This window comes from Sedimentitalea nanhaiensis DSM 24252 (assembly GCF_000473225.1).
Lineage (GTDB): Bacteria > Pseudomonadota > Alphaproteobacteria > Rhodobacterales > Rhodobacteraceae > Sedimentitalea > Sedimentitalea nanhaiensis.
In genome coordinates, this window is the sequence record NZ_KI421509.1 from 1,052,615 (window position 1) to 1,078,208 (window position 25,594).

The 25,594-nt window shown below is 59.5% G+C and carries 24 protein-coding genes; 12 read left to right on the top strand and 12 right to left on the bottom strand.

Going from position 1 to position 25,594, the window contains the following annotated elements; translation table 11 throughout:
* Positions 1–112: 112 nt before the first annotated feature.
* The 7 genes from dnaG to lipA form a co-directional block, all read right to left on the bottom strand.
* A complete protein-coding gene (dnaG, locus tag NANH_RS0106750) occupies positions 113–2,050 on the bottom strand; it encodes a DNA primase (RefSeq protein WP_027261333.1) in 1,938 nt (645 codons plus the stop codon).
* A 1-nt stretch (position 2,051) separates the two neighbouring features.
* Entirely contained in the window at positions 2,052–2,387 is a 336-nt protein-coding gene (locus tag NANH_RS0106755) for a hypothetical protein (protein ID WP_027261334.1), read from the bottom strand.
* 36 nt (positions 2,388–2,423) lie between these two features.
* Positions 2,424–2,969, bottom strand: a complete 546-nt coding sequence (locus NANH_RS0106760) for a sarcosine oxidase subunit gamma (RefSeq protein ID WP_027261335.1) — start codon at positions 2,967–2,969, stop codon at positions 2,424–2,426.
* Positions 2,962–5,895: a sarcosine oxidase subunit alpha family protein gene (locus NANH_RS0106765; RefSeq protein ID WP_027261336.1), complete on the bottom strand. Its 2,934-nt coding sequence runs from the start codon at positions 5,893–5,895 to the stop codon at positions 2,962–2,964. Before NANH_RS0106765 ends, NANH_RS0106760 begins: the two co-directional genes overlap by 8 nt.
* Positions 5,892–6,167: a sarcosine oxidase subunit delta gene (locus NANH_RS0106770; RefSeq protein ID WP_027261337.1), complete on the bottom strand. Its 276-nt coding sequence runs from the start codon at positions 6,165–6,167 to the stop codon at positions 5,892–5,894. Before NANH_RS0106770 ends, NANH_RS0106765 begins: the two co-directional genes overlap by 4 nt.
* A 68-nt stretch (positions 6,168–6,235) precedes the next feature.
* Positions 6,236–7,489 carry a sarcosine oxidase subunit beta family protein gene (locus NANH_RS0106775; RefSeq protein WP_027261338.1) on the bottom strand — a complete coding sequence of 418 codons (1,254 nt, stop codon included), beginning with the start codon at positions 7,487–7,489 and terminating at the stop codon, positions 6,236–6,238.
* Positions 7,490–7,634: 145 nt separating this feature from the next.
* Positions 7,635–8,585, bottom strand: a complete 951-nt coding sequence (gene lipA / locus NANH_RS0106780; protein WP_027261339.1) for a lipoyl synthase — start codon at positions 8,583–8,585, stop codon at positions 7,635–7,637.
* A 266-nt stretch (positions 8,586–8,851) separates the two neighbouring features.
* Here lipA and NANH_RS0106785 point away from each other — a divergent pair, with 266 nt between their 5' ends.
* Entirely contained in the window at positions 8,852–9,400 is a 549-nt protein-coding gene (locus NANH_RS0106785; RefSeq protein WP_027261340.1) for a peroxiredoxin, read from the top strand.
* Positions 9,401–9,623: 223 nt separating this feature from the next.
* On the top strand, positions 9,624–10,547 hold the full coding sequence (locus NANH_RS0106790; RefSeq protein WP_139236475.1) for a hypothetical protein: 924 nt from the start codon (positions 9,624–9,626) through the stop codon (positions 10,545–10,547).
* 80 nt (positions 10,548–10,627) lie between these two features.
* Here the strand turns inward: NANH_RS0106790 and NANH_RS0106795 are convergent, their stop codons facing one another.
* A complete protein-coding gene (locus tag NANH_RS0106795; RefSeq protein ID WP_027261342.1) occupies positions 10,628–11,782 on the bottom strand; it encodes a DUF6456 domain-containing protein in 1,155 nt (384 codons plus the stop codon).
* Positions 11,783–12,012: 230 nt separating this feature from the next.
* Between NANH_RS0106795 and NANH_RS0106800 the strand changes: the two genes are divergently transcribed.
* Complete coding sequence (locus NANH_RS0106800; protein WP_027261343.1) at positions 12,013–12,312, top strand: DUF6477 family protein; 300 nt, start codon at positions 12,013–12,015, stop codon at positions 12,310–12,312.
* On the opposite strand, the gene NANH_RS0106805 is transcribed toward NANH_RS0106800, so the two are convergent.
* Positions 12,305–13,849, bottom strand: a complete 1,545-nt coding sequence (locus NANH_RS0106805; protein WP_027261344.1) for a trimethylamine methyltransferase family protein — start codon at positions 13,847–13,849, stop codon at positions 12,305–12,307. The two genes, NANH_RS0106800 and NANH_RS0106805, sit on opposite strands and share 8 nt — an antisense overlap.
* A 127-nt stretch (positions 13,850–13,976) precedes the next feature.
* On the opposite strand from NANH_RS0106805, the gene NANH_RS0106810 reads away from it, so the two are divergent.
* Positions 13,977–14,702, top strand: a complete 726-nt coding sequence (locus tag NANH_RS0106810) for a DUF2270 domain-containing protein (RefSeq protein WP_081710436.1) — start codon at positions 13,977–13,979, stop codon at positions 14,700–14,702.
* A 58-nt stretch (positions 14,703–14,760) separates the two neighbouring features.
* Entirely contained in the window at positions 14,761–16,323 is a 1,563-nt protein-coding gene (gene guaA, locus NANH_RS0106815; protein WP_027261346.1) for a glutamine-hydrolyzing GMP synthase, read from the top strand.
* Between the two features lie 451 nt (positions 16,324–16,774).
* On the opposite strand, the gene NANH_RS0106820 is transcribed toward guaA, so the two are convergent.
* Complete coding sequence (locus NANH_RS0106820; RefSeq protein ID WP_139236473.1) at positions 16,775–17,029, bottom strand: hypothetical protein; 255 nt, start codon at positions 17,027–17,029, stop codon at positions 16,775–16,777.
* Between the two features lie 296 nt (positions 17,030–17,325).
* Between NANH_RS0106820 and NANH_RS0106825 the strand changes: the two genes are divergently transcribed.
* The 3 genes from NANH_RS0106825 to NANH_RS0106835 are packed head-to-tail and all read left to right on the top strand — an operon-like array spanning position 17,326 to position 20,042.
* Positions 17,326–18,207: a DMT family transporter gene (locus tag NANH_RS0106825; protein WP_027261348.1), complete on the top strand. Its 882-nt coding sequence runs from the start codon at positions 17,326–17,328 to the stop codon at positions 18,205–18,207.
* Positions 18,208–18,234: 27 nt separating this feature from the next.
* Entirely contained in the window at positions 18,235–19,137 is a 903-nt protein-coding gene (locus NANH_RS0106830; RefSeq protein ID WP_027261349.1) for a DMT family transporter, read from the top strand.
* Positions 19,138–19,181: 44 nt separating this feature from the next.
* Positions 19,182–20,042 (top strand): hypothetical protein, encoded by an 861-nt coding sequence (locus NANH_RS0106835; RefSeq protein WP_027261350.1) that lies wholly within the window; start codon positions 19,182–19,184, stop codon positions 20,040–20,042.
* Here NANH_RS0106835 and NANH_RS0106840 read toward each other — a convergent pair.
* The gene (locus NANH_RS0106840) at positions 20,039–20,614 is read right to left on the bottom strand and encodes a hypothetical protein (RefSeq protein WP_027261351.1); all 576 of its coding nucleotides are present in this window, start codon (positions 20,612–20,614) and stop codon (positions 20,039–20,041) included. The two genes, NANH_RS0106835 and NANH_RS0106840, sit on opposite strands and share 4 nt — an antisense overlap.
* A 169-nt stretch (positions 20,615–20,783) precedes the next feature.
* On the opposite strand from NANH_RS0106840, the gene metA reads away from it, so the two are divergent.
* From metA to NANH_RS0106855, 3 genes are all read left to right on the top strand, one after another.
* Positions 20,784–21,701 carry a homoserine O-acetyltransferase MetA gene (gene metA / locus NANH_RS0106845; protein ID WP_027261352.1) on the top strand — a complete coding sequence of 306 codons (918 nt, stop codon included), beginning with the start codon at positions 20,784–20,786 and terminating at the stop codon, positions 21,699–21,701.
* Between the two features lie 118 nt (positions 21,702–21,819).
* Positions 21,820–22,689, top strand: a complete 870-nt coding sequence (gene ppk2, locus NANH_RS0106850; protein ID WP_027261353.1) for a polyphosphate kinase 2 — start codon at positions 21,820–21,822, stop codon at positions 22,687–22,689.
* Positions 22,682–23,296, top strand: a complete 615-nt coding sequence (locus NANH_RS0106855; RefSeq protein ID WP_027261354.1) for a TetR/AcrR family transcriptional regulator — start codon at positions 22,682–22,684, stop codon at positions 23,294–23,296. Before ppk2 ends, NANH_RS0106855 begins: the two co-directional genes overlap by 8 nt.
* Positions 23,297–23,299: 3 nt before the next feature.
* On the opposite strand, the gene NANH_RS0106860 is transcribed toward NANH_RS0106855, so the two are convergent.
* The gene (locus tag NANH_RS0106860) at positions 23,300–24,292 is read right to left on the bottom strand and encodes an LLM class flavin-dependent oxidoreductase (protein WP_027261355.1); all 993 of its coding nucleotides are present in this window, start codon (positions 24,290–24,292) and stop codon (positions 23,300–23,302) included.
* 109 nt (positions 24,293–24,401) lie between these two features.
* Here NANH_RS0106860 and NANH_RS0106865 point away from each other — a divergent pair, with 109 nt between their 5' ends.
* Positions 24,402–25,358 (top strand): IS5 family transposase, encoded by a 957-nt coding sequence (locus tag NANH_RS0106865; protein WP_036049083.1) that lies wholly within the window; start codon positions 24,402–24,404, stop codon positions 25,356–25,358.
* Positions 25,359–25,594: the final 236 nt, after the last annotated feature.

Sequence of the window (25,594 nt, forward strand, 5' to 3'; positions counted from 1 at the left end):
CGATGCTCCTGCAAGGGCTGGGGTGATTCGCTTGCAGCGAATCATTAGCGCGATCGTGTGATTCGTCACCCCGTTTACCCGGTTTTCTTTAGCGATTCTTTACCAAAACACATCACCGTGTTGGCTTGGTATGCCGGATCTTGTCCAAAAGGGCATCGAATCGCGCGCGTTCACCGCGATTGATCCGGGCACCATTGTTGCCGGTGTCATACTCAGCCCTGTCCTCGTGTTCACTTCGGACGGCCCTATTCTGCGCTTGCGCGGCCTGAGAAAGCCGCCAAGTCACAGCCTCGTCGGCCACTCCGCTTATGTCCTCGACCGCGTCTGCAATCTCGGCGCTCAGCCCGTGCCGTGCCTTGAGCTTTGCGAGTTCCTCTTCCAGCGTCATACGCGCCAGTTCAACATCGCCAGGATTGCGCACACAGGGGTTGATTGCCACATGGCGCAGCGCCTGCAGATTTTCAAGGGTCGCGGGACCCATTTGCGTGCAAATAATGTCACGCAACCTCTCGGCATCGGGATGCTGCAGAATCAGGTCACGCAATCGCGCGTGGATCGGATCGCTGCATCGCATGGTTTCCAATCCGCTCTCAAACTCACCAATGATTTGCGGTGTCGCGATGGCGACCGCCAGAATAACCGCCTCGCGCATATGGTCCTGCATCGCCTCATCCGCAGCGACCAGAAACGACGCCCGCGTCCCGGCCAATGGCACCGCTGCCGGTTTGCCCCCCGGCTTCCACGGCTTGCCCGCACCGCCACGGCGCGGCGAGAAAAGCTCCCACCTCAGGGCCTTGATGGCTTGCCCATAGTGGTTGCGGATCGACGGGTCCCGGATCAACTTGATCTTTTCGCGCAGTGCCTTGTCCAGCATCGCCTTGCGCTCGGGACTGTCGAACGAACGCCCCTCTGTTTCGCGTCGCCACAGCAACTGAACCATGGGCAAAGCCTGATCCAACAGCTTTTGCATCGCCGCCGGCCCCTTGTCGCGGATCAGATCGTCCGGGTCCATCTTTTCGGGCATGATGGCGAAGCGCAGCGATTGCCCGGCCTCAAGTTGCGGCAACGCAAGATCGATCAACCGCATCGCCGCATTCAGCCCGGCGGTGTCACCGTCCAGCGCAATCACCGGTTCCGGCGCTATTTGCCACAACATCTGCAACTGGGTTTCCGTGATCGCCGTGCCCAAGGGGGCCACCGCCGCGTCAAACCCGCCAGAGGCCAAGGCGATCACGTCCATATAGCCCTCGGCCACGATCAACGGCAGCCCTTTGCCTGCCGCGGCACGAGCCGGGCCGTGGTTGTACAGGCTGCGGCCCTTGTCAAACAGCTCGGTTTCCGGCGAATTCAGGTACTTGGCCTTGTCCGCAGGATCCATTGCGCGCCCGCCAAAGGCGATGCAGCGTCCGCGCGCATCACGGATCGGAAACATGATCCGGTTGCGGAAAGTGTCATAGGGTCGACCGCCTTTGGTCGACGATTTCGCCAGCCCAGCCGCGACGATCAGATCCTCGGCCACACCCTTGCCACGCAAATGGTCCCACAATCCCTTCCAGCTTTCCGGCGCAAAACCGATCTCCCAACGCTCCTGTTGCTGAGCACTCAGCCGTCGGCGGTCCAGATAGGCCCGGGTTTCGGCCGCCGGACCAGTCCGCAACTGCAAGCGAAAGAACTGCACCGCCTGCTCCATGACCTCGGCCAACTGGCTGCGGCGATCAGATTTTTCCTGGGCGCGCGGGTCGCGTGCGGGCATCGGCATCCCGGCTTCGCGGGCCAGTATCTCGACCGCCTCCATAAAGCCGACGTTCTCGGTTTCCTGAACGAACGAAATGGCATCGCCCTTGGCGTGACAGCCAAAGCAGTAGTAGAACCCCTTGCGGTCATCTACATGAAAGGACGCGGATTTTTCCTGATGGAAGGGGCATGGTGCCCACATGTCCCCCTTGCCCTGGTTGGATTTGCGCGGATCCCACATGACCTTGCGTCCGACAACCTGTGACAGGCTGGACCGGCTGCGCAATTCATCCAGGAAACCCGGCGGCAGTGACATATCAGTTCTTCAGGTCTTTCTGCATCTTCTGGATCTGATCCCAGTTCTCGATACACTGTTCACGCAGAACGGCACCCAGATCGTTCTTGCGCAGATCGCGCATCTTCTGGCTGTAAACGAATTGAGCCAGTTGCGGGATGGCCGCGCTGTAGTTGTCGGGCCAGACTGGATTGCTGGCGGCAATCGTCGTCGCCACATCCGCCTCTTTCACCTTGTCCAGCCGCGCCTGCTGGACCGCGCTCATGACCTGGGCCTGATAGCCACAGCTTTGCTCTTTGGTTTCAGCGGAAAGAACGGGCGTGGCAAGCAGGCAGGCGGCAAGCGCAATACGATACATCGAGAGATCTCCGGAATCAGTTGGCATTGCCACAGACTACCGGCGTGCGGCGACACCTTCCATGGCCGTTTTCAAATCGTGAACCAAGGTTGTCGCCATCGAGCGGAAAACCATGATCTGGAACGCCTGATCCCCGACGCGGGTGATCGACGCCATCATATGCATCAGCTCCGTGCGCGCCGTATGCCCGCGTTTGAATTGCGTGGCGCGCAAATCGATGGGCAGCAGACGCGCAAGTACATCCACAGCCCCCGCCCCTTCGAGCCGGACAACCGCCCAGGCGTCGCTTTGATCGGTCAGTGCCGCATACCAGGCCAGCGCCTCGTGCGGACTGGGTCCGATCAGCAGAACCTGTCCACGACCGAACCAGATCGCCCGTATACCGGCCCTGCCAGTTGTGCGGTTGGCCGCTGGCATCGCCATGCCATGCGCCGCAATCAGCGCCTCGGACAGGGCCGCCTCCTGGCCCTTAAAGGGCATGATCGATGTCAGGACCCCGGCATCGGTTTCGCTCAGCGTCGTAGTCCCGATTTCCAGCGGCAACAAACCCTGACAGGGTGGTCTTGCAATCAGTTCAGCCACGGGCACGCTCTCCATCCGGATCAAAGAACACCGGGTTCACGACTTCGCACAGCGCGTCCAGATCGCGCAGATGATCCACCATGCGCACCTTTTGACCATGCCGCGCCCGTCCATTTTTCAAAAACCCCAGCGCCAGCATGTGCCCCATGGTTGGCGAATACGCCACCGAGGTGACATAGCCCTGGTCGTTCACCCGCACCGGATCATCATCCGCGTTGAACAGATGCGCCCCCGCGGTCAACTGTTTGACCGCCCCAACCGGGTTCAGCCCGATCAGCTGTTCCCGATCCGCCCCGCTCAGCCCGTCGCGTTCGCTCATGGTCTTGCCGATACAGTCCTTTTTTGAGGACACCATACGCTCCATTCCGATGTCAAAGGCCGTAACGCGCCCGTGAATTTCCGCGTGGGTGATGAACCCTTTTTCAATCCGCATAACGTTCAGCGCCTCCATTCCGTAGGCACCGCCGCCCAAGGTATCGGCCCGGGCCAGAAGGGTTCGAAACAGGCTGTCGCCGTACCGGGATGGAACCGCAAGTTCATAGGCATGTTCGCCCGAGAACGAGATGCGGAACAACCTTCCCCGCACCCCCATCACCTGAACTGGACCACACGCCATAAAAGGCCACTCCGCATCCGTCAGGTCGGCATCAAACAATCCGTTCAACAGCTCACGCGATTTCGGCCCCGCTATCGCGAACTGCGCCCATTGCTCTGTGACCGATACCATTGCCACATCCAGATCCGGACGCAGACCTTGATGAACAAAATCCAAGTGGCGCATCACCTGCCCCGCCGCTGCTGTCGTTGTGGTCATCAGGAAATGATGCGCGCCCAGCCGCGCCGTGGTGCCATCGTCCATCACATGCCCGTCTTCGCGCAGCATCAGCCCGTACCGTGCCCGCCCGATCTTCAGGGTGCTGAAGGTGTTGGTATAGACAAAATCCAGAAATTCAGCCGCATCCGGTCCCTGAATATCGATCTTGCCCAATGTCGAGACATCGCAGACCCCGACCGTATGGCGCACCATGTCGACTTCGCGGTCGCAGGATTGCCGCCAGGTGGTCTCGCCCGGGACGGGAAAATAACTGGGGCGATACCACAACCCTGCTTCGATCATCGGTGCCTTGCGCTCGACGCTGGCAGCGTGACTGGTGGTAAAACGTTCGGGTGCAAACCCCTTGCCCTGCGCGCCCGCGCCCATCGCCGCAATCGCCACCGGGCTGAATGGAGGCCGAAAGGTGGTGGTGCCGGTGTCCGGGATCGCGCGCCCCGTCACATCCGCCAGGATCGCCAGCGCGGCCACGTTCGAATTCTTGCCCTGATCGGTGGCCATCCCTTGCGTCGTATAGCGCTTCATATGCTCAACCGAGCGAAAGTTCTCGACCGCCGCCTGCTTGACGTCTTTGACGCAGACGTCGTTCTGAAAATCCAGCCATGCGCGCCCGCGCCCCGGGACCGCCCAAAGCGGCGCAATGGCATAGGGGGCATCTTCGGCGTCGGGGATCTGTGTCTTGGGCGCGCTTTTGCCCAGCGCTTCCAGAGCCGCAACTGCCGCCGCCGCGCCTTCACGCAGGCAACGGTCGGTCGAAAACGCACCGCTACAGGCCCCGGCCACACCCATGCCGGGAACCCCGCTTGGGCTGGGCACAAAGGCAAGAATATCGTCGCACCAAACCGGACGGCTGTTCAGATGGCAAGTCAGATGGACCGTCGGGTTCCAACCGCCTGAAATGGCCAGGCAATCGGTGGCCAGCTTGTCTTCGCCACTGACGCTGCGGATCGTGATGCTTTCAAGCCCGCGACGCCCGGTCGTGTCGCTGACCATTGCCCCCTTGTACACGGGAAATCCCGTGGCGTCCGGCGCATTATGGCGACTGTCGATCAATCCGGCCACATGCACCCCGGCGGCCAGCAGATCGCGCGCCGTGCGATGGGCATCGTCATTGTTGCCAAACACGGCTACCTTTTGCCCCGGCACCACACCCCAGCGGTTCAGATAGGCGCGCACGGCCCCGGCCGTCATGATGCCGGGCCGGTCGTTGTTGCGAAACGCCACCGGGCGTTCCAACGCACCTGCGGCCAGGACCGAACGTTTCGCCACGATCCGCCAGAACGTTTCCAATGGCAGCCCCGCATGACGCGCCGCCCTGTGATGCCCGACCCGTTCCAACGCCGCAAACGTGCCGCCATCATATGCACCGGTCACAGTTGTACGTGACATCAGCCGCACATTATCCATTGCGCTCAGTTCCGACAGCACCCTGTCGACCCAGATCACGCCCGGCACGCCATCAATCTCGCAGTTCTCGGCCAACAACCGCCCGCCCATGCGGCTGTCCTCGTCGACGAGGATCACATCTGCCCCGGCGCGCGCGGCAACCAGGGCCGCCATCACCCCCGCAGGCCCGGCCCCGATCACCAGCAGATCGCAAAACGCATACGCACGCTCATACTTGTCAGGATTGCTTTCACCCGACAGCGCCCCCAGACCGGCTGCCCGGCGAATAATCGGTTCGTACAGTTTTTCCCAAAATTGTGACGGCCACATGAAAGTCTTGTAATAAAATCCCGCACCCAGAAAAGGTGCGGCCAGATCGTTCGCCGCCATCAGATCCATGGACAGCGAAGGCCAGCGGTTCTGGCTCTTCGCCTCCAACCCGGTATAGATCTCCTGCACCGTGGCCCGCACATTGGGCTCGGCGGCTGCACCGTTGCCGACGGTCACCAGCGCATTGGGCTCTTCGCTGCCCGATGTCAGAACCCCGCGCGGACGGTGATATTTGAACGACCTCCCTACCAGCCGCACGTCATTTGCCAGCAACGCCGATGCCAGCGTATCCCCGGCAAACCCGTCATATCCGACCCCGTCAAATACAAACCGCACCGGTTTGCTCCGGTCGATCAGCCCTTTGCCCGCAATTCTCATATGCTGACCTCCGACTTGGTGTCGCAGGCCAGCGTACAGTCCAATATCTCGTGCGTTACCGTATTGCGCGTCACGACGATCCAGGAACTGCATCCGCTTTCATGATACCAAAGGTCCTTCGTCACGCCCGCCGGGTTGTCGCGCAGATGTACATATGCATCCCACGCCTCTTCTCCCGCATCCGCCACGGGCCGCTCCAAAGCCACTGCCGCACCCTGATAATAAAACTCGCGCCGATCCCGCTCGCCGCAGAATGGACAGGTGATTCTCATTGCGCTCGTCCCATCTTTCTCTTGCCAAAAATATCCCCGCCGGAGGCTCCCATCCTGCCCTCCTGCGCCTAATGCAGATTGTGTTGCGCGCCGGTGCCCTCTTCGTCCAGCAACCTGCGCCCGGTGCGGAACCGGTCCAGCCGAAAACCGGCCGCCGCGCCATGAAACCGACCTGTGGCCATCAGATGCGCAAAACAATTTCCCGAGGCCGGCACCGCCTTAAACCCGCCATAACACCAGCCGCAATTCAGATAGAGCCCGTCGACACCGGTCTTGTCGATGATGGGCGATCCATCCGGCGTCATATCCATAATTCCGCCCCAACTGCGCAGGACCTTGGCCTTACCGATCATCGGCATCAACGTCATGCCCGCCTCCATCACATGCTCGACCATCGGCAAGTTGCCGCGCTGTGCATATGAGGCATAGAAATCAAGGTCGCCGCCAAAGACCAGACCGCCCTTGTCGGACTGGCTGATATAGAAATGCCCCATGCCAAAGCTGACCACATGATCGATCGCCGGCTTCAGCCCCTCGGTGACAAACGCCTGCAACACATGGCTTTCGATCGGCAGACGCATCCCGGCCATTGCCGCCACCTGCCCCGAGCGGCCCGCGACCACGATGCCCACCTTCTTGGCGCGGATTGCACCGCGCGTGGTCTGCACGCCCTTGACTGTCCCGTTTTCGATATCGATGCCGGTGACCTCGCAATTCTGGATGATATCCACGCCACGCTGATCCGCGCCGCGCGCATAGCCCCAGGCCACCGCGTCATGACGTGCGGTGCCGCCGCGCGGATGCAAAAGCCCGCCATAAATCGGAAACCGCGTGTTGTCGAAATCGAGATAGGGCAAATGTTTGCGCACCCCCTCACGATCCAGCAGCACCGCATCATCGCCCTGATTGATCATTGCATTGCCACGCCGTGCAAAGGCATCGCGCTGCCCGTCCGAATGGAACAGGTTGATCAACCCGCGCTGTGAATGCATTACATTGTAGTTCAGGTCGGCTTCCAGCCCTTCCCACAGCTTCAGCGAATGGGAATAGAACTCGGAATTGCCTTGCAGAAAATAGTTCGCGCGCACGATGGTCGTGTTACGCCCGACATTTCCGCCACCGATATAGCCCTTTTCAAGCACGGCAATATTGGTCAGCCCGTACTCTCGCGCCAGGTAATAGGCCGTGCTCAGCCCGTGGCCACCGCCACCGATGATAACGATGCCATACTCGGCCTTTGGTGCCGGGTCGCGCCAATGATGTGCCCAGCCCCGGTTGCCGGTCAGCCCCTCCTTCAGTACGCGCAGACCAGTAAACCGCATATCTCACCCCGCAATTGAACGGGGCGATCAAAGCAACTCCGGCTGCCAGTGGCAATGGCGTTTGAACGCTGCCAGACCGTTTTTGGATAGAAGACTCATCTCCTATGCGGGGATGACCAGCACCGTTTTTGACCACCGAACCTGGTCAGGCCTGTCCCAGCCTTTCCAATCGGGCCGCGCGCAGACGGGCAAAATCGTCCCCCGCGTGATAACTGGACCGGGTCAAGGGCGTCGCTGACACCATAAGGAACCCCTTGCCGAATGCAGCCTTTTCATAGGCGGCGAATTCTTCGGGCGTCACAAACCGGTCGACCCGGTGATGTTTCGGCGTCGGCTGCAGATACTGACCGATGGTCAGGAAATCCACATCTGCGGCGCGCATGTCGTCCATCACCTGTTTCACGGCTTGTGCATCTTCGCCCAGCCCCACCATGATGCCGGATTTGGTAAACATCGACGGGTCCATTTCCTTGACCCGCTGCAAAAGGCGCAGACTGTGGAAATAGCGCGCGCCGGGGCGCACGGTGGGATATAGGCCCGGCACGGTTTCAAGGTTGTGATTGAACACATCGGGGCGCGCTTCGATCACGGCTTCCAGCACCGCAGGCGCACATTTCAGAAAATCCGGTGTCAGGATCTCAATGGTCGTCTTGGGACTGCGGTGGCGCACGGCGCGAATGGTCTGGGCAAAATGTTCCGCCCCGCCATCCTCCAGATCGTCGCGATCCACGGAAGTGATCACAACATGGTTCAGCCCCAGTTTTTCGACCGCATGGGCTACCCGCCCCGGCTCGAACGCATCCAGCGTATCGGGGCGCCCGGTCGCGATGTTACAAAATGTACAGCCACGGGTACAGATGTCGCCCATGATCATCATGGTTGCGTGGCCCTGACTCCAGCATTCGCCAACGTTCGGGCAACCGGCCTCTTCGCAGACCGTCACCAGATTATTGTCCCGCATGATCTTGCGGGTGTCGGCATACCCCTGCCCGCCCGGTGCCTTGACGCGGATCCAGGCCGGTTTCTTGGGCTGCGCATTATCGGGCCGGTGGGCCTTTTCCGGGTGGCGCTGCTCGGGAATTTTCAAATCTCGCATGGTCACAGCCCCTGGCAATTGGATCGATGGCGTTCCTCTAATATAACCCGGCGTCACGAGAACCGCCAGCGACGCATGGCCGCTATGCGGAATACATGCTGCATGTGCAAATATTTTCGGATTCTATACCCTGGTAATCCAGGCGCAAGCATTTGACCCTGCAACAATATCAATCGCTTTGCAGCTGCGGCATTTCGGTGGTTGAAGCGGCCCATGATTGACCCTAAATCGACATCAAACCGCATCTGAACAAATAGGAGTTCGATATGAAAGCTGGCGTAAAGCTGCCCCAAGTGACTTTTCACACCCGTGTGCGCGACGAAGCCGTAGGGGGCCCCAACCCGTTCCGGTGGCAAGATATGACAACTGCAGATTTCTTTGCCGGCAAACGGGTCGTCCTGTTCTCGCTGCCAGGTGCATTTACCCCAACGTGCTCGACCTACCAGCTGCCCGGCTTTGAAAACGGATTTGCGGATTTCGCTGAGCAGGGAATCGACTCGATCTATTGCATGTCGGTGAACGACAGCTTCGTCATGAACAAATGGGCCGAAGCACAAGACCTGAAAAACGTCACCGTGATTCCCGACGGGTCGGGCGAGTTCACGCGCAAAATGGGCATGCTGGTGGCCAAGGACAATCTTGGCTTTGGCATGCGCAGCTGGCGTTATGCCGCCATTATCAACGACGGAGTCGTCGAAGCCTGGTTCGAAGAGCCCGGCATGAGCGACAACCATCCCGAAGATCCCTATGGTGTGTCCTCGCCCGAAACCGTCCTGGCCTATCTGGTGAACCACAAGGCCGATGTCGCGGCCTGAACATCGTCACATCGAACAGCATCGGATCAGGCTCGCCCCAGGCGGGCCTTTTTCATGCCTGACAGATCATTTCCCCCGCCCAGATCGGTGGCCGGCGGTGTGGTTTGTTCGACTTGTGTGAACCAGGCACTTGCCCGAACATTCTTTCTGCGTTGATAATGGCTTGGTAAGTTCACGGTGCGTTCTGCTGGACGTTCCCCGCAATCGGATGAAAGGTGTCGGCATGGCCAAGGCTTGGGATGATTTTCGCAAGGAATACGACGACAAAACCCTGAAGGGCATGGAGAATGCCGTAGGCGAAATTGCAAAGATCAAGCAGGACGCGCTCAAGTTTCTGAAAGAAGCCTGGGCAAAAGAAGATCTTCTGGCCGAAACCATTCCAAAAGCGCGCCTGAAGGGCATCACCGGCAAAAAGGCGGCCGACTTCCGCGGCGACTCGGATTTCACGGACGCCCTGGGGAAATGGAAAAAGGCGGTTGAGGCCTATCGCAACGAGATCGACGCCCTGCGCGAATACAGCGATGGGGCCACCAAGGCCTATGCCGCAATGAAGCGAAAACGCGATGCGGCCGAGAAGGATCTGAAGAAATCCAAGGGCGCCATGAATAGCAAGGAAGAGAAAGAAGCGGTGACGGCCCTTAAAAAGTCCGGCGCAATTCTGGACGGGCTGAAGAAAACCGGCAGTACCTTTGGTACATTAAAGACGCACGAGGTTTTTTACGCGGCCAAGCTGAACGCTTCAATCGACGCGATTGTCGCCAATGCGGTCAAGGAATGCGACGGCGATGAACTGCCCGATTTTCTCGAAGAGGACAAACGCGGAAAAACCCTGAAGTCACTGGATCGCATGAAAAAGAACATCGTCAAATTTGCCAGCGTCGCCAGCAGTCAGGCCGAAGGCGATGGCGACGAAGTCAAGAAGGCCCAGAAAAGTCTGAAAATGGCAGCCGAACACAAGAACGCTTTGGACGCGTTACACAAAGAGCATCAGACAGCTTTCAAGAAACAGAAGAAAGTCATCAACGCTCACAACGACAAGAAGGCGATGCTGGCTGTCATCGACAAGATCGCAAAGACCCACAAGAAATACGTGAAAATCTACGAAGACGCAGAAGACAAGGTTCTGGACGCGGTCTCGGTCAATTAGGTATTGATCGCCTTGCCGGGTTGTCCAAGTTGCTGTTCATCGTGCCGGTTCCTGGACAAGTTTTTGGCCAAAGAACCGAATCAGCCAATCATTCGGTCCGGTTCGGATCGGTTTTCATAGTGATACTTCAAACGCTGCAATGCGATGCGCAATACGATTTTTCCAGAACGGGCTGACCACCCCATGCGTTTTTCGGCCATTTCCAGCCCTTCCAGGTAACAACAGCAGCGCAAGGCCACGTCACTCAACCCGGGTCCCAGATCGGACAGCGCCTGCGTCACTCTCTCCCGTGCGCCACTGGGGCCGTTGCCAATATGGCTGCCAGGAGAAAACCCGCCCCGCCCCCCTCCCGTCAAGAACCGGTCCCAGTTCTGAGCGATACTCGGGCCCATCTGAGCCAGTTCAAAATCCTCGCGCAGCCGTTCGCCCGCACCAACCAGAGAATCATCCAGAAACGGCTTGCCGTCGCGATCCTTGCGCCGTGCCAGCGCCGCCAAAGGGCTTTCGGACATATTGTACCGCACCCGGCGCGGACGGCCGGTCTTGGGGTCATCGACGGTTTTTTCAGCGGAATGCCCGGCACCGGAAAACGTGGCCCGTGCCTCGGCAAACCCGAATTCCTTTTCGTTGCGGGCGCGATTCTCTTGATCTGCCAACATACGACTCAGGGCAGAACGCCCTGCGGCCGTGATGTGATAGCGGCTGATCCGACCAGGATTCGAGCAGGAAATCCAGTCGTTTAACGCCATGGCCTGGGCAATCGCACAATCAACAACCGCTGTGCGTGCGCTCGCCCCCCCGTCGGTATCCCGCACAACAACGGCCTTTTCCATATTCTCTGCGACAGCCAGCAAAGCGCCTGTTTCACACAACCTGCGCAGGACGCGGCAGGCTTCCTTTTCGAGCGTGGCAGAATCCGGCGTTTCAGTCTGGCAGCGAGCATTTCGAGTCATATTGGAGAAGTCCTTATTTGTGCCGTCTGCGCCGCGCACAGGTTTGCCGATACGCGGAGAGGTCCGAATGTGATTTGCCGCCAGCGCGGCCAATGCTGCGTCCACCAGTGGATCGTCCCGTCGTGTCTCGACGCGACGTATTTGGCGCAGAACGGTCGAGGCATGACAGCATGCTCCGCGGGCAAGATCTCGGATCGCCCGGCCTTCCTCTGTGTGTGCCAAATAACGTCTGACGCCTTCGGGCACCCATTGTGGGAGGCTGGTTGCAACGGGTTTGTTCATCTTGATGCATCCTGACGAGCCCATGTGCGCTCTGGTTAACCAACAATGAAGACTCAACCTAAAGGCGAATTAGTTACCTGATCGTTAAAGACACACGGTCGCACTCAGCATTGTTTCTAAATGATAAACAGTGGTGAAAGCATCGAACGGTGAATCCATCACGCCCGCAACACCCGCTTAGGTTGTGCAACAACTGTGATCGACATGTATCGAAATTTGAAAGGAACCCGATGCAAGACCTGATGAGCATGCTGAACGCACTGCGCCGCCCACAACTTCTGATCCGCGCCGCCCGGTTCGGGGTACAGGACTATCGCCGTGACCGACACCTGCAACGTTTGCTTGGCTACGGCGCATTGCCGCGACCTGCAGCCGCGATTATGCGTCTGATGGAAGTCGAGCGTACGCTGAATGACCAGCGCCGCGAGGACGATGCTGGCTATTCACTGACGCGGCATGTGGATGTGTTGATCGCGATGATGGGCGAGGCGCAACTGCTGCGCGCCTCGCAATGTCAATCGGTTACATGAATGCGTCAGGCATCGACGCCTTCTTTTCGGCGACATAGGCTTCCAGCGCCGCCTTGATCTCGGGATCTAGGGTCGGCTGCTGATAGTTGGCCAAAAGATAGGCGACACGGCGCGACGCCAATGCCTGGGTGTCCCGCGCACCTTCTTCGTCCCAGGTCTCGAATGGTTTGTAATCAAACACTTCCGAGCGCCAGAACGCCGATTTGAAGTTCGCCTGGGTGTGTGCGCAACCGAGATAATGACCGCCCGGCCCGACTTCGGCGATCGCGCCCATCGCCTGGGCGTTTTCATCCGCAGAGACACCGGCGGCCATCTTGTGCAACACCCCCAGTTGGTCCGCATCCATCACAAATTTCTCGAAGCTGCTGACCAGCCCACCTTCCAGCCACCCACAGGAGTGCAGCATGAAATTCACTCCGCCCAGCAACGCCGCGTTCAGCGTATGAGCGGTCTCATAGGCGGCTTGCGCATCCGGCAGCTTCGACGCGCAAAGCCCACCCCCCGAACGGAACGGCAGCCCCAGCCGACGTGCCAGTTGCCCGGCCCCATACAGGATCTGGCTGGCCTCGGGGGTGCCGAATGTCGGGGCCCCGCTGTTCATGTCGATTGAGGTCACAAAGGCACCGAAGATCACCGGCGCGCCCGGTCGCACCAGCTGGTTATAAGCGATACCGGCAAGGACTTCCGCCAGAACCTGCGTCAGCGTACCGACCACCGAAACCGGAGCCATCGCGCCACCAACGATGAACGGTGACAGGATGCAGGCCTGGTTGTTCTTGGCATAAACCTCCATCGCCCCCATCATCACATCGTCGAAGGTAAGCGGCGAATTCACGTTTATCAGGCTGGTCATCACCGTGTTTTCTTGCACGAACTCCTTGCCGAACAGGATTTCGCACATCTCGACCGAATCCTGCGCCCGGCTCGGATCGGTCACCGACCCCATGAATGGCTTGTCCGACAGCGTCATATGCGCCAGCAGCATGTCCAGATGCCGCTTGTTCACCGGCACGTCTGTCGGCTCGCACACTGTACCGCCGGAATGATGCAGCCACTTGGACATATAGCCCAGCTTCACGAACTTGTTGAAATCCTCCATCGTCGCATAGCGTCGGCCGCCTTCGGCATCACGAACAAACGGCGGGCCGTAGACAGGGGCCAGGACCAGGTTCTTGCCACCGATCTCTACATTTCGTTCCGGATTGCGCGCATGCTGCGTAAACTGCGCAGGGGCGGTGGCACACAGCTTGCGGGCCAATCCACGCGGGATCCGCACCCTTTCGCCATCGACCTCGGCGCCGGCCTCTCGCCAACGGTCCAGAGCAGCAGGGTTGTTGACAAAGTTCACCCCGATCTCGGCCAAAACGGTCTCGGCATTGGCCTCAATGATATCCAGCGCTTCGGGCGTCAGGATTTCGTAGTTGGGAATGTTACGTTCGATGAAACGGGCCGTCTCGACACTGATCGCGGTGCGTTCGGCCCGGCGCGCTGCTCCGCCACCCCCACGTGTTCTGCGTCTGATATTCGTATCGCTCATAGGCCCATCCCCGCTAATTCGGACTCTGTGCCGTTGCATATCCCATCGGCGATTTGCATTTGGTGGGATTTGCGGCGCATCAGGGGAAAAAGCGACATTCCCGGGCCGGCTTGAATCCTTTGACCCGATGCCATCCAGTCGCCATGATACAAAACAGGAGGAGGAGAACGCAATTTCCGGATCATCCCCAGAACGCAAGACTCTGAACGCGGCCGAAATTGGTGCCGTTGCCCATCTTTATCGCGGCGAAGTTTACCGCAGCACCATCTGGCGCACCCGGTTGGATACCACCACAAATTGGGCGGTCGTGACGTTGGGCGTGGCGCTGTCGATTGCTTTTTCCTCGCCCGACGCCTCGCCGCTGCCACTGGTTCTGGTCGGCGTTCTGATCTTCTTGTTTCTTATGCAGGAAGCGCGGCGATACCGGTATTTCAACGTCTGGCGGGCGCGGTCACGCTGGCTGGAAACACATTTTTATGCGCCTCTGCTGTACGATGGCGATCTGCACATGGAAGAAAATTGGCAACAGGTTCTGGCACAGGATTATTTGCGCCCACGCTATCATATCGGGCTGCTCGTTGCTGTCGGTCGACGTATCCGGCGCAATTACCTGTGGATTCTTTTGATCCAAACGCTGGCCTATATGGGAAAACTGGCGGTGCATCCCACCTCGGTTCAGAGTTTTGAGCAGTTCATGGATCGCGCCAACATTGGCCCGATACCCGGCGAACTGATTATTTTGCTCGGTGCGGTTTACGTGACCTCCTGGTCTGCCATCGCAATCTGGAGCTACCGCACCGATCGCGCCCGCGCCAGGCTGAGCGGCAAGACAAGTTCGGAATCCATGGGCTGAGGCAAACCGGCCGTGCAACCCTCTTGCCAGCATGAACGCGCGGCCCTAAAGGCAGACCATGACCCAGACATCCCATGACCGCCTCCTCATCATCGACTTTGGCTCTCAGGTGACGCAGCTGATCGCACGCCGCCTGCGCGAACTGAATGTCTATTGCGAAATCCACCCCTATCAGAACGTTTCCGCGCCGTTTTTAGAGGACTTCTCACCCAAAGCGGTGATTTTCTCTGGCGGCCCGGCTTCGGTTCTGGACCATGCCAGCCCGCGCCCGCCCGCCGAAGTGTACGACTTGGGCGTACCGATTCTGGGGATCTGCTATGGCCAGCAGGTCATGATGCACATGCTGGGTGGCACGGTGCAGCGCGGTGACGGAACGGCAGAGTTCGGACGTGCCTATGTCACTCCGGCGCCGGAACGCATCGACATGCTGTATGGCTGGTTCGAGGCAGAACGCGAACAGGTCTGGATGAGCCACGGCGACCATGTCAGCGCCATTGCACCAGGATTCGCGGTCTATGGCACATCGCCCAATGCGCCGTTTGCCATCACCGCAGACCTGGATCGAAATTTCTATGCCGTCCAGTTCCACCCCGAGGTACATCACACTCCCAACGGGGCCAAACTGTACGAGAACTTTGTGCGGCTGGCCGGGTTCAGCGGCGATTGGACCATGGGTGCCTATCGCGAAGAGGCGGTACGCAAGATCCGCGAACAGGTCGGCGATGCCAAGGTAATCTGCGGCTTGTCCGGCGGCGTCGATTCCTCGGTGGCTGCGGTCCTGATCCACGAAGCGATCGGCGATCAACTGACCTGCGTCTTCGTCGATCACGGGTTGTTGCGTCAGGGCGAGGCCGAAGAGGTCGTGACCATGTTCCGCGACCACTACAACATGCCTCTGATCCACGCCGACGAACAGGAATTGTTCCTGGGGGCGCTGGACGGACAATCGGATCCCGAGACCAAACGCAAGATCATCGGCAAGCTGTTCATCGACGTGTTCCAGAAACACGCCGGCGAAGTCGGCGGTGCGAAATTCCTCGCCCAGGGCACCCTGTACCCGGATGTCATTGAATCAGTCAGTTTCAGCGGCGGCCCCTCGGTCACGATCAAGAGTCACCACAACGTCGGCGGACTGCCGGAAAAGATGGGCCTGAAACTGGTCGAACCCCTGCGAGAGCTGTTCAAGGACGAGGTGCGCGAACTGGGCCGCGAACTGGGCCTTCCACCCAGCTTTATCGGTCGCCACCCCTTTCCCGGCCCCGGGCTGGCCATCCGCTGCCCCGGTGAAATCACCCGCCAAAAGCTGGAAATCCTGCGCAAGGCCGATGCCGTCTATATCGACCAGATCCGCCGCCATGGCCTGTACGACGAAATCTGGCAGGCCTTTGTCGCCATCCTGCCCGTGCGCACGGTTGGTGTTATGGGCGACGGTCGCACTTATGACTTTGCCTGCGCCTTGCGCGCCGTCACGTCTGTGGATGGTATGACAGCGGATTACTACCCGTTCAGCCACGAATTCCTGGGCGAAACCGCCACCCGAATCATCAATGAAGTCAAAGGCATCAACCGGGTGACTTATGACATCACATCCAAACCTCCGGGCACGATCGAGTGGGAGTAATCGACCCGGATTGAGGGCCAGCCAAAGCGCTAAGACCGGGCAAAAATCGGTTTATGCCGGAGAAAAACGAATCAGCAGGCTTTCCCGTGTCCTGACCAGAAAGGACATCCAGCGTTGCTGCCGCCCGGAATTGCAAGCCCGGCACCGCACAACAGTCTGCGCGTGCCGCAAGCCTATGGCTACAGCAATTTCGACCATGACGGAACGCAAACCGCGCCAGGCTTTTTCAGGACCTTCCCGAGGTCAATAAACACCAGGATAATAGTCGATGCCGGGGCCAACATAGGGAACGACAGCCGAAAGCTGCTGACAGAGTCGCCACAGCGAAGGTGGTCGCTTTTGAGCCTCTCGCAACGACATTTTCCAAATTGCGCCACCTCTCTGACGGATTTGGCTCTCGGCTGATCCCTGTGAACCACGGCGTTGGCGACAAGCTGGACACGTTGTAAATTCACCTCGAAGAAAGCACAGCCTCACACGCTTTCTTTGCAGCCACGGCATCTGAAGTGCCCGATGCCAAGAAGACCCAGACACAATCGATCGACGTTGTGGCGCTTGACGATATTTTAAACACACTATCCGCGATGAGATGGTCGGTTTCATCATGGTCGACACCGAAAGCTTTGAACTTGAGGTTCGAGTGGGCGCGTGCAATATCCTTGCAACGCACGGCCCTTGCGCCGTTCAGCTTGAATTCAACTGGCATCACATGTTTCGCGGGCACTCTCTTTGCATCTTGTCTCAGACTCTTCCCGGCTTTCACGTGTTTCAGTTGGCTCCCGGCGGTTTGGTGCGCAGGGATCAAGGATCCCCTGTCAATCCCGTTCATGTTCTCCAACTTTGCGTTTATTCGCAAAGACTGGTTGCCGAAACCTGAACGTGGCGAGGCAAAACGAGGGCGACAGTCATGCAATACCGCCGCGCACTTGGACGGATTACGAAATGTTGAGCAGGCGATTGGAACAATACCCTACGTCTCTCGTCTTGGCCTGACTCGACAAAATGAGCACCCGGGCTCCACAAACGTTGAAAGCCGCTCTGTGGATGACCGGCGCGATCGCTTCGTTTTCGTCGATGGCCGTGGCCGGGCGCGAAGCCAGCCTGGGTCTAGATACGTTCGAAATCATGATGTACCGCAGCATGGTGGGGGTGTTGATCGTCTCGATAGCGCTGACGATATCCGGCGGTTGGGCACGGATCACGCGGCGGTCCATGGGCACCCATATGGTCCGCAATCTCGCCCATTTTACCGGTCAGAATCTATGGTTCTATGCCGTCACGGTGATCCCGCTGGCCCAGGTCTTTGCACTTGAATTCACCTCGCCCCTGTGGGTCATCATCCTGTCACCATTGGTGTTGGGCGAGCGGATAACCCCGGTCCGTGCCCTCGCCGCCCTGATCGGGTTTGTCGGCATCCTGATCGTCGCCCGCCCCAGCCCCGAAACCCTCAGCCCGGGCATTGCGATGGCGGCTGGATCGGCAGTTTTCTTCGCTTTAACAACGATGTTCACCAAAAAGCTCACCCGAACCGAAAGCGTCGGCTGCATCCTGTTCTGGCTGACGGTGATGCAATTGGTGCTGGGGTTCGCGACCTCTGCCTGGGACGGCGATATCGCCCTGCCCGACGCCCGCACTTTGCCGTTCCTGATCGTGATCGGGCTGGCCGGACTCTTGGCCCATTTCTGCATTACCAACGCGCTGGCCATCGCGCCGGCAACCGTGGTTGTTCCTTTCGATTTCATCCGCCTGCCCGCTATCGCTGTGATCGGCATGCTGCTTTACGGAGAGCCACTTGAAATCTGGGTTCTTGTCGGTGCCGCCGTGATCTTTGCCGGGAACTATCTGAACATCCTGGCCGAAACCCGCAAGAATCGGGTCGCCTAGTCACCGCATCGCCCCTTAGCTGGCGGTATGAATACCCAAAAATCCATATCCGGCCGGGCCTGGGCCGAAATGTTGTTGCTGGGGCTGATCTGGGGCGGTTCCTTTCTGTCGATCCGGATCGCGCTGAACGAGGTTCCGGTGGTCACAACCGTGCTGCACCGCACGGGATGGGCGATGCTGCTGCTGTGGGGCGTGGTCTGGGCCAAGCGCCTGCCAATCCCGCGCGATCCCCGCGTCTGGGCCGCGTTTCTGATCATGGGGCTGCTCAACAACGTAATCCCCTTCGCCCTGATGGCCTGGGGGCAGTTGCACATCGAGACCGGCCTGACCTCGATCCTGAATGCGGCCACTGCAATTTTTGGTGTGATCGTCGCCTCGGCTGTTTTTGCCGACGAACGCCTGACCCTGCGCCGGGCGATTGGCGTCGGGCTGGGGTTTCTGGGCGTTGCCACCGCCATCGGGCTGGACGCATTCGCCAGCTTCGATCTGCGCAGCACGGCGCAGTTGGCGGTGCTGGCCGGTGCTCTCGGTTATGCCTTTGCCAGCGCCTGGGCGCGGGCCCGTCTGGGACAATTGCCGCCGCAAATCGCCGCCGCAGGCATGCTGAGCGGATCGACCCTGATGCTGCTCCCCGCTGCGATTCTGATCGACGGGCCCATCGCATTCGACCTGCAACCCGTCACCTGGCTGGCCATCGCCTATTACGCCCTGATCGCAACCGCCGGGGCCTATCTGCTGTATTACCGCATTCTGGGCATGGCGGGATCCGGCAACCTGATGCTGGTCACCTTGCTGATCCCGCCGGTGGCCATCACTCTGGGCGCGCTGGTGCTGGGCGAGTCGCTGAGTCCGCAGGCCTATGCCGGATTTGCACTTTTGGCGCTGGGGTTGTTGATCCTGAACGGCAATATCGGCAAACGGCGCGATTGACCCCGCCTGCGCGGCTGAGTAGCTAGGGCAAAAAGGACGGGTTCATGTTGTACAGTTCGGCTCGGGATTGGCGCGAGGCGCATCACAAGCGGGTGCTGTTCTTTGGCATGTCCGGGCTGGGCAAGACCCATGTCAGCCAGATGCTGCGCGATTCCGGCGGTTGGTTTCACTACAGTATCGATTACCGCATCGGTACCCGCTACATGGGTGAATACATTGCTGATAACGCCAAGGCCGAAGCGATGAAAGTTCCGTTTCTGCGCGACCTTCTGCTGTCGGATTCGATCTATATCGGCTCCAACATCAGCTTTGCCAACCTGACTCCGGTCGCGGCTTACCTGGGCAAGCCCGGCAATCCGGAAAAGGGCGGGCTAGCGATGACAGAATATCGCCGTCGCCAGGAACAGTTCCGGCATGCCGAGGTCTACGCGTTGCTGGACACCGAGTACTTTATTGACCGCGCGCAACGGCTCTATGGCTATCCCAATTTCATCTGCGACACCGGCGGCTCTATCTGTGAATGGGTCGACGCCGACAATCCCGAAGACCCGATCATGACCGAACTGTCCCAGCGGACATTGATGATCTGGATCAAGGGGGACGAGGCGCACACCCAAAGCCTGATCCGCCGGTTCGACAAAGCCCCAAAGCCGATGTCCTACCAGCCCGAATTCCTGACCCGCTCTTGGGAAAAATATATCATCGAAAACAACTGCGTGGAAAACGAAGTTGATCCAAATGCCTTTATCCGCTGGACCTATGCCCAGGCCCTGGCGCATCGCCAGCCCCGGTACGAAGCCATGGCGCGGTGGGGCGTGACGGTGACCGCCGACCAGATCGCGACCGTTCGGGACACCCAGGATTTTGACGCCCTGATCGAAAGCGCGATTTCCGACCGCGCCTAGCCCCGACAGCCCGCCATAGCCCCCTGCAGCGCCGCTGCCGCCCCCTGCAGGTTCAAATGCATCACATGACCACCGTGCATGTCGCTGATCCAGACCGATTGCCCATAGGACAACGCATTCAGAAACCGCCCACCCGGCGTGACATTCACCGTCAGTTCGCCCCGGGAACGGTCAAACGGAACGGTGAAATCCTGCGCGCCGATCCGGAAACGCATCATCCCGGGCGGACCTTGATGGCGAAACAACATCAGATAGCTCTGGCCTTGCCGGTCGCACATATAATACAGGCCCGGTCCGCCCTCTTGCCCCACATCCGCCCCGGCAAACCGCGTCTGCCCATCTGCGGCAATGCCGCTTTTCCAGTGCCGCGCAAATGATGGCGCGGAATATTGCGGTGCGGTCTGCGGAGTACAGAATCGCGCGACGCATTGATGATACTGGGGGCTGGTATTGCCGGGGGAACCCGCCAGACAACGCCAGATACAGCGTTGCTGCTCCATCGGGTCGACATATTGCGCCTGCGCCATCTGGGCCGCAAATCCCACCAGCAGTCCCAACCAGCGCGCTTTCATGCCTCGTTCCCGTTCATCGTCGATCCTATCTTTTTGCGCCAAATCTGCATAACACTGGTCCGCGCACCTGTCTGCCCCCCGCGCCCGGTCCCGGGACGCCCAAGACCCCCTTGGCACCACCCCCGCACCGTATTATCTAACCCTTTCAATTCCCTTGAAAGCAGACCCCATGCCCATCAAGATCCCCGCCGACCTGCCCGCCTATGACGTCCTGACCCGCGAGGGCGTCATGGTCATGTCCGAGGATCAGGCCGCGCGTCAGGACATCCGCCCCCTGCGCATTGCGCTGCTGAACCTGATGCCCAAGAAAATTCAGACCGAGAATCAGTTCGCCCGGCTGATCGGTGCAACGCCCCTGCAGATTGAGCTGAGCCTGATCCGCATGTCCGAACATCAGGCCAAGAACACCGCTGCGGACCACATGGAGAGCTTTTATCGCCCGTTTTCCGAGATCCAGAACGAAAAATTCGATGGGCTGGTCATTACCGGTGCGCCGATCGAACACCTGGACTTTGACAAGGTGACCTATTGGGACGAAATCCAGCAGGTATTCGATTGGACCCAGTCCAACGTGCATTCCACCTTTGGTGTGTGCTGGGGAGGCATGGCGATGATCAATCATTTTCACGGGGTCAAAAAACACATTCTGGACACCAAGGCTTTCGGCTGCTTCAGACACCGCAACATGGCCCCCGCCTCACCCTATTTGCGCGGGTTCTCGGACGATTGTGTGATCCCTGTGTCGCGCTGGACCGAGATGCGCCAGAATGAGATCGACGCGGCGGATGGGCTCACGACCTTGCTGGCCAGTGATCAGGCCGGCCCCGCACTGGTCGAGGATCCCGCGCACCGGGCGCTGTATATCTTCAACCATTTCGAATATGACAGCGATACGCTGAAACAGGAATACGACCGCGACGTGTCCGAGGGTACGCCGATCAACGTTCCAATGAACTATTATCCCGCTGATGATCCGACACAGGTTCCTCAAAACCGGTGGCGATCGCACGCACATCTTCTGTATGGGAACTGGATAAACGAGATTTACCAGACCACTCCCTTTGAGATGGATCTGATCGGCCGCTAATCCGCTCTGCCCGATGGGCCAGACCCTCGCCGCATTGACCGCACGGCACACCGTGCCGGTTTGCGTTAATCCCAGTAACATCTCATAGTGTTGAAAACAGAGGTAGAAGGACGGGTCGATGCAGCTTCCCTTTGACGGTGCGATCAGCAGTTTTTTCGAAACCAAAGCGCCAAAGGACGTGCGCGACACCATCCGTCGCGCCGAGAAAGGGGACATTCTCAGTTCCAGCTATCCACACGGTGAAAAACTGGCGCGCAAAGTCTATGAAAAGGAAATGGCGGCCTTGCAGATCGAGCTGGTCAAGATGCAGGCCTGGGTCAAATCCAGCGGCAGCCGCGTCGTGATCGTGTTCGAGGGCCGGGACGCCTCTGGCAAGGGCGGAACGATCAAACGGTTCCGCGAAAATCTCAATCCCCGCGGCGCGGCAGTTGTCGCCTTGCCCGCGCCCTCGGACGCCGAAAAGTCTCAATGGTATTTCCAGCGCTATATCGATCACCTGCCTTCGGGCGGTCAGATCACCTTTTTCGACCGCAGCTGGTACAACCGGGGCGTCGTGGAAAAGGTGTTCGGATTTTGCACCGATGAAGAACGAGAAAGGTTCTTTCGCCAAACCATTCCCTTCGAGCGGGCTCTGGTGGACGACGGGATTCACCTTTTCAAACTGTGGTTGAATGTTGGCCAGGCCGAGCAGCTGAACCGCTTTCTCAGCCGTGAACAAGATCCGTTGAAGCACTGGAAACTCAGCTGGATCGATGTTGAAGGTTTGAAGAAATGGGATGAGTATTCCGATGCGATTCAGGACACGCTGCAGCGCACCCATTCCAAGATCACGCCCTGGACGGTTGTCCGTTCCGATGACAAGCGCCGCGCCCGGCTGGCGGCGATCCGCGCTGTTCTGCACCAGTTGGACTATGACCTCAAAGACACCAAGGCGTTGGGAAAGATAGATAAATCTATATGTGGCGGGCCGGAAATCTGGAATGTCTAAACGCGGATATCATCATGGCAACCTGCGACAGGCCCTGATCGACGCCGCCCTTGAATTGATCGAACACAAGGGTCCCGCAGGGTTTACCCTTTCTGAGGCCGCCAAACAGGCAGGGGTCACGCCTGCGGCGGTCTATCGTCACTTTGAAGGGCGCGAAGACCTGATTGCCGAAGGCGCGCGGCAGGGTTTCGAGATGTTTGCCGACCTGATGCAATACGCCTATGACACCGGCCAGCCCTCGGCTTTGGCAGCGTTCGAGGCGACGGGGCGGGCCTATCTGGCCTTTGCCCGCAAGCATTCAGGCCACTACATCGCGATGTTCGAAAGCAGCATTTCGGTGAACCGTACCCCGGAGCTGGCCGCTGCCGCTGCCCGGGCGCGTGGCGTTCTGGAACAGGCCGCCGCCGACCTGTCCCAGCATATCCCGCCGGAAAAGCGCCCCCCCGCCAGCATGGTCAGCGCCCATATCTGGGCTCTGAGTCATGGGGTCGTCGAATTGTATGCGCGCAATGCCGGAACCGCCTCGCCCTTTCCGCCCGAGGATCTGTTGGAAAGCGGTATCGGAATCTATCTGCGTGGGCTGGGTCTGGTCGCCCCGGATGAATGAACGTCAGGCATGCGCGCGGCTCAGATTGGCCATCACCTCGGCGGCGATGCCAAAGGATTTTACCCGCGCCGCGTGATCGTGGATCTGCCCGGTCAGGATCAGTTCGTCCGGTTTGTACATCTCGATCAGGGTCGAGAGTCCGTTTTCTACGGACTGGGGCGAACCCACCGCACTGATCCTCAGAGCATGGTCGACGCCCTGGCGCATCTGCGAGCCGATCGTCGCGTCGATATCCTCCACGGGCCGCGGCAACTTTCCGGGCTGGCCGGTGCGCAACCGTGCAAACGCCTGTTGCATCGAGGTGCGCAGATAGGCGCCCTGCTCATCCGTATCTGCGGCGAACACGTTTACCGCCAGCATGAATCGCGGGCTTTGGCATTGGGCCGAGGGCTGGAATCGCTGGCGATATATCTGAACCGCCTGTTCCAGGTCATCAGGCGCAAAATGCGAGGCAAAGGCATAGGGCAAGCCAAGATGCGCCGCCAATTGCGCGCCAAACAGCGACGAACCCAATATCCAGACCGGCACATGGGTGCCTTCTCCGGGCACCGCGCGCACCGCAGCCCCCGGGCGCGGCGTGTCCAGATAGCCGATCAACTCGGCCACATCCTCGGGAAATGTATCGCCACCGCCGCGCCTCAACGCACGGTAAACCGCCTGATCGCCGCCGGGCGCGCGCCCCAGGCCCAGATCGATCCGATCGCCGTGGATGCTCGCCAGCGTGCCGAATTGTTCGGCGATGGCCAGCGGCGCGTGGTTCGGCAGCATCACCCCGCCCGCGCCGATCCGCATGCTGGAGGTGGCCTGCGCCACATGGCCAATCAGGATCGCGGTCGCGGCGCTGGCGATGCCCGGCATGTTGTGATGCTCGGCCATCCAATAGCGATGATACCCACAGCCTTCGGCATGGCGTGCCAGGTCGACGGTGTTGGCAATGGCCTGCTTGGCATCCGCCCCTTCGGGAACCGGGGAAAGATCGAGAACGGAATACTGCATGGGGTCTCCTTTGCCAGTCGGGTCGCAATCATCTAGGGAACATCTGAAAAACCTGCCGCTTCTGGCGTGATCTGGTAGACTTGAGGCAACCCGCCAAGGAGCCGTTCCGATGCCAAAGCAACCTGTTTTTCCCGGTCTTCGCGATGTGATGAAGAAGAAGGTGACGCGGCGGGAACAGTTTCTGGCGGAGATGGATGAGGTGGTGCCCTGGGGCCGCATGCTGGCGCTGATCGCTCCGCACTACCCGAAAGTCGGCTCCAAGGGCGGTCGCCCGCCGATGCCGCTGGAGATGATGCTGCGGGTCTATTTCCTCCAGAATTGGTATGCCCTGAGCGACCCGATGGCAGAAGAGACGCTGTATGACAGCGATGCGATGCGCCGCTTTGCCGGGATCGAGCTGGGTGACGACCGCATTCCGGATGAGACTACGATCCTCAACTTTCGCCACCTGCTCGAACGGCATGGGCTGACTGAGGCGATTTTCGCGGAGGTGAGCGCGCATCTGGCAGACAAGGGGATCACCCTGCGCTCGGGGACTTTGGTCGATGCGACCATCATCGACGCGCCGTCCTCGACGAAGAACAAGGCGGGTGCACGCGACCCCGAGATGTCGTCCACGAAGAAGGGAAATGACTGGTATTTCGGTATGAAAGCCCACATCGGCGTCGATGCGGACAGCGGCGTTGTTCACAGCCTGGACACCTCGACCGCCAGACTGCACGACAGCCAGGTCTGGGACGACCTGCTGCACGGCGAGGAAACTTCGGTCTGGGCCGACAAGGGCTATGTCAGCGCCGAGCGCGAGGCGGCGTTCACGGGACCGGGCAAGTTCTGGGGCGTCATGCGCAAGGCGCCCAAGGGTGGCAAGCTGCATTCCCTCGACGAACGGATCAACCGGGTGATCGCGATGGTGAGAGCCAAAGTCGAGCATCCGTTCCGGATCGTGAAGCGCCAGTTTGCCCACGTGAAAACCCGCTACCGGGGCCTCGCCAAGAACCGCGCCCAGCTCTTCACGCTGTTCGCACTCGGGAACCTGTTTCTGGTGCGACGGAGGCTGATGGCATGAGGATGAGTCCGCCCAGAATACGCCAAAACGCCGAAATGGCAGCCCTGAAGCCGCTTGACCGGCCGCAAACAACCTGTCTCACGCCTTGCCAGACCATCAAGCCAAAATCTCGGCGCAGCCGAACCGGTTGATCAGACGTTCCCTAGGTATCATGACCGCGTGGCGAAACCCCGGCGCACAAAAGAATAGGCCGGGCAGATCGCTCTGCCCGGCCCGATATATGCGCAATATACCTA

Bases quoted from the DNA above. Each gene is read 5' to 3' on its own strand.
- dnaG (WP_027261333.1), bottom strand. From the start codon at position 2,050: ATGTCACTGCCGCCGGGTTTCCTGGATGAATTGCGCAGCCGGTCCAGC.
- NANH_RS0106755 (WP_027261334.1), bottom strand. From the start codon at position 2,387: ATGTATCGTATTGCGCTTGCCGCCTGCCTGCTTGCCACGCCCGTTCTT.
- NANH_RS0106765 (WP_027261336.1), bottom strand. From the start codon at position 5,895: ATGAGAATTGCGGGCAAAGGGCTGATCGACCGGAGCAAACCGGTGCGG.
- NANH_RS0106770 (WP_027261337.1), bottom strand. From the start codon at position 6,167: ATGAGAATCACCTGTCCATTCTGCGGCGAGCGGGATCGGCGCGAGTTT.
- NANH_RS0106775 (WP_027261338.1), bottom strand. From the start codon at position 7,489: ATGCGGTTTACTGGTCTGCGCGTACTGAAGGAGGGGCTGACCGGCAAC.
- lipA (WP_027261339.1), bottom strand. From the start codon at position 8,585: ATGCGAGATTTGAAAATTCCCGAGCAGCGCCACCCGGAAAAGGCCCAC.
- NANH_RS0106785 (WP_027261340.1), top strand. From the start codon at position 8,852: ATGAAAGCTGGCGTAAAGCTGCCCCAAGTGACTTTTCACACCCGTGTG.
- NANH_RS0106790 (WP_139236475.1), top strand. From the start codon at position 9,624: ATGGCCAAGGCTTGGGATGATTTTCGCAAGGAATACGACGACAAAACC.
- NANH_RS0106795 (WP_027261342.1), bottom strand. From the start codon at position 11,782: ATGAACAAACCCGTTGCAACCAGCCTCCCACAATGGGTGCCCGAAGGC.
- NANH_RS0106800 (WP_027261343.1), top strand. From the start codon at position 12,013: ATGCAAGACCTGATGAGCATGCTGAACGCACTGCGCCGCCCACAACTT.
- NANH_RS0106805 (WP_027261344.1), bottom strand. From the start codon at position 13,849: ATGAGCGATACGAATATCAGACGCAGAACACGTGGGGGTGGCGGAGCA.
- NANH_RS0106810 (WP_081710436.1), top strand. From the start codon at position 13,977: ATGCCATCCAGTCGCCATGATACAAAACAGGAGGAGGAGAACGCAATT.
- guaA (WP_027261346.1), top strand. From the start codon at position 14,761: ATGACCCAGACATCCCATGACCGCCTCCTCATCATCGACTTTGGCTCT.
- NANH_RS0106820 (WP_139236473.1), bottom strand. From the start codon at position 17,029: ATGCCAGTTGAATTCAAGCTGAACGGCGCAAGGGCCGTGCGTTGCAAG.
- NANH_RS0106825 (WP_027261348.1), top strand. From the start codon at position 17,326: ATGAGCACCCGGGCTCCACAAACGTTGAAAGCCGCTCTGTGGATGACC.
- NANH_RS0106830 (WP_027261349.1), top strand. From the start codon at position 18,235: ATGAATACCCAAAAATCCATATCCGGCCGGGCCTGGGCCGAAATGTTG.
- NANH_RS0106835 (WP_027261350.1), top strand. From the start codon at position 19,182: ATGTTGTACAGTTCGGCTCGGGATTGGCGCGAGGCGCATCACAAGCGG.
- NANH_RS0106840 (WP_027261351.1), bottom strand. From the start codon at position 20,614: ATGAAAGCGCGCTGGTTGGGACTGCTGGTGGGATTTGCGGCCCAGATG.
- metA (WP_027261352.1), top strand. From the start codon at position 20,784: ATGCCCATCAAGATCCCCGCCGACCTGCCCGCCTATGACGTCCTGACC.
- ppk2 (WP_027261353.1), top strand. From the start codon at position 21,820: ATGCAGCTTCCCTTTGACGGTGCGATCAGCAGTTTTTTCGAAACCAAA.
- NANH_RS0106855 (WP_027261354.1), top strand. From the start codon at position 22,682: ATGTCTAAACGCGGATATCATCATGGCAACCTGCGACAGGCCCTGATC.
- NANH_RS0106860 (WP_027261355.1), bottom strand. From the start codon at position 24,292: ATGCAGTATTCCGTTCTCGATCTTTCCCCGGTTCCCGAAGGGGCGGAT.
- NANH_RS0106865 (WP_036049083.1), top strand. From the start codon at position 24,402: ATGCCAAAGCAACCTGTTTTTCCCGGTCTTCGCGATGTGATGAAGAAG.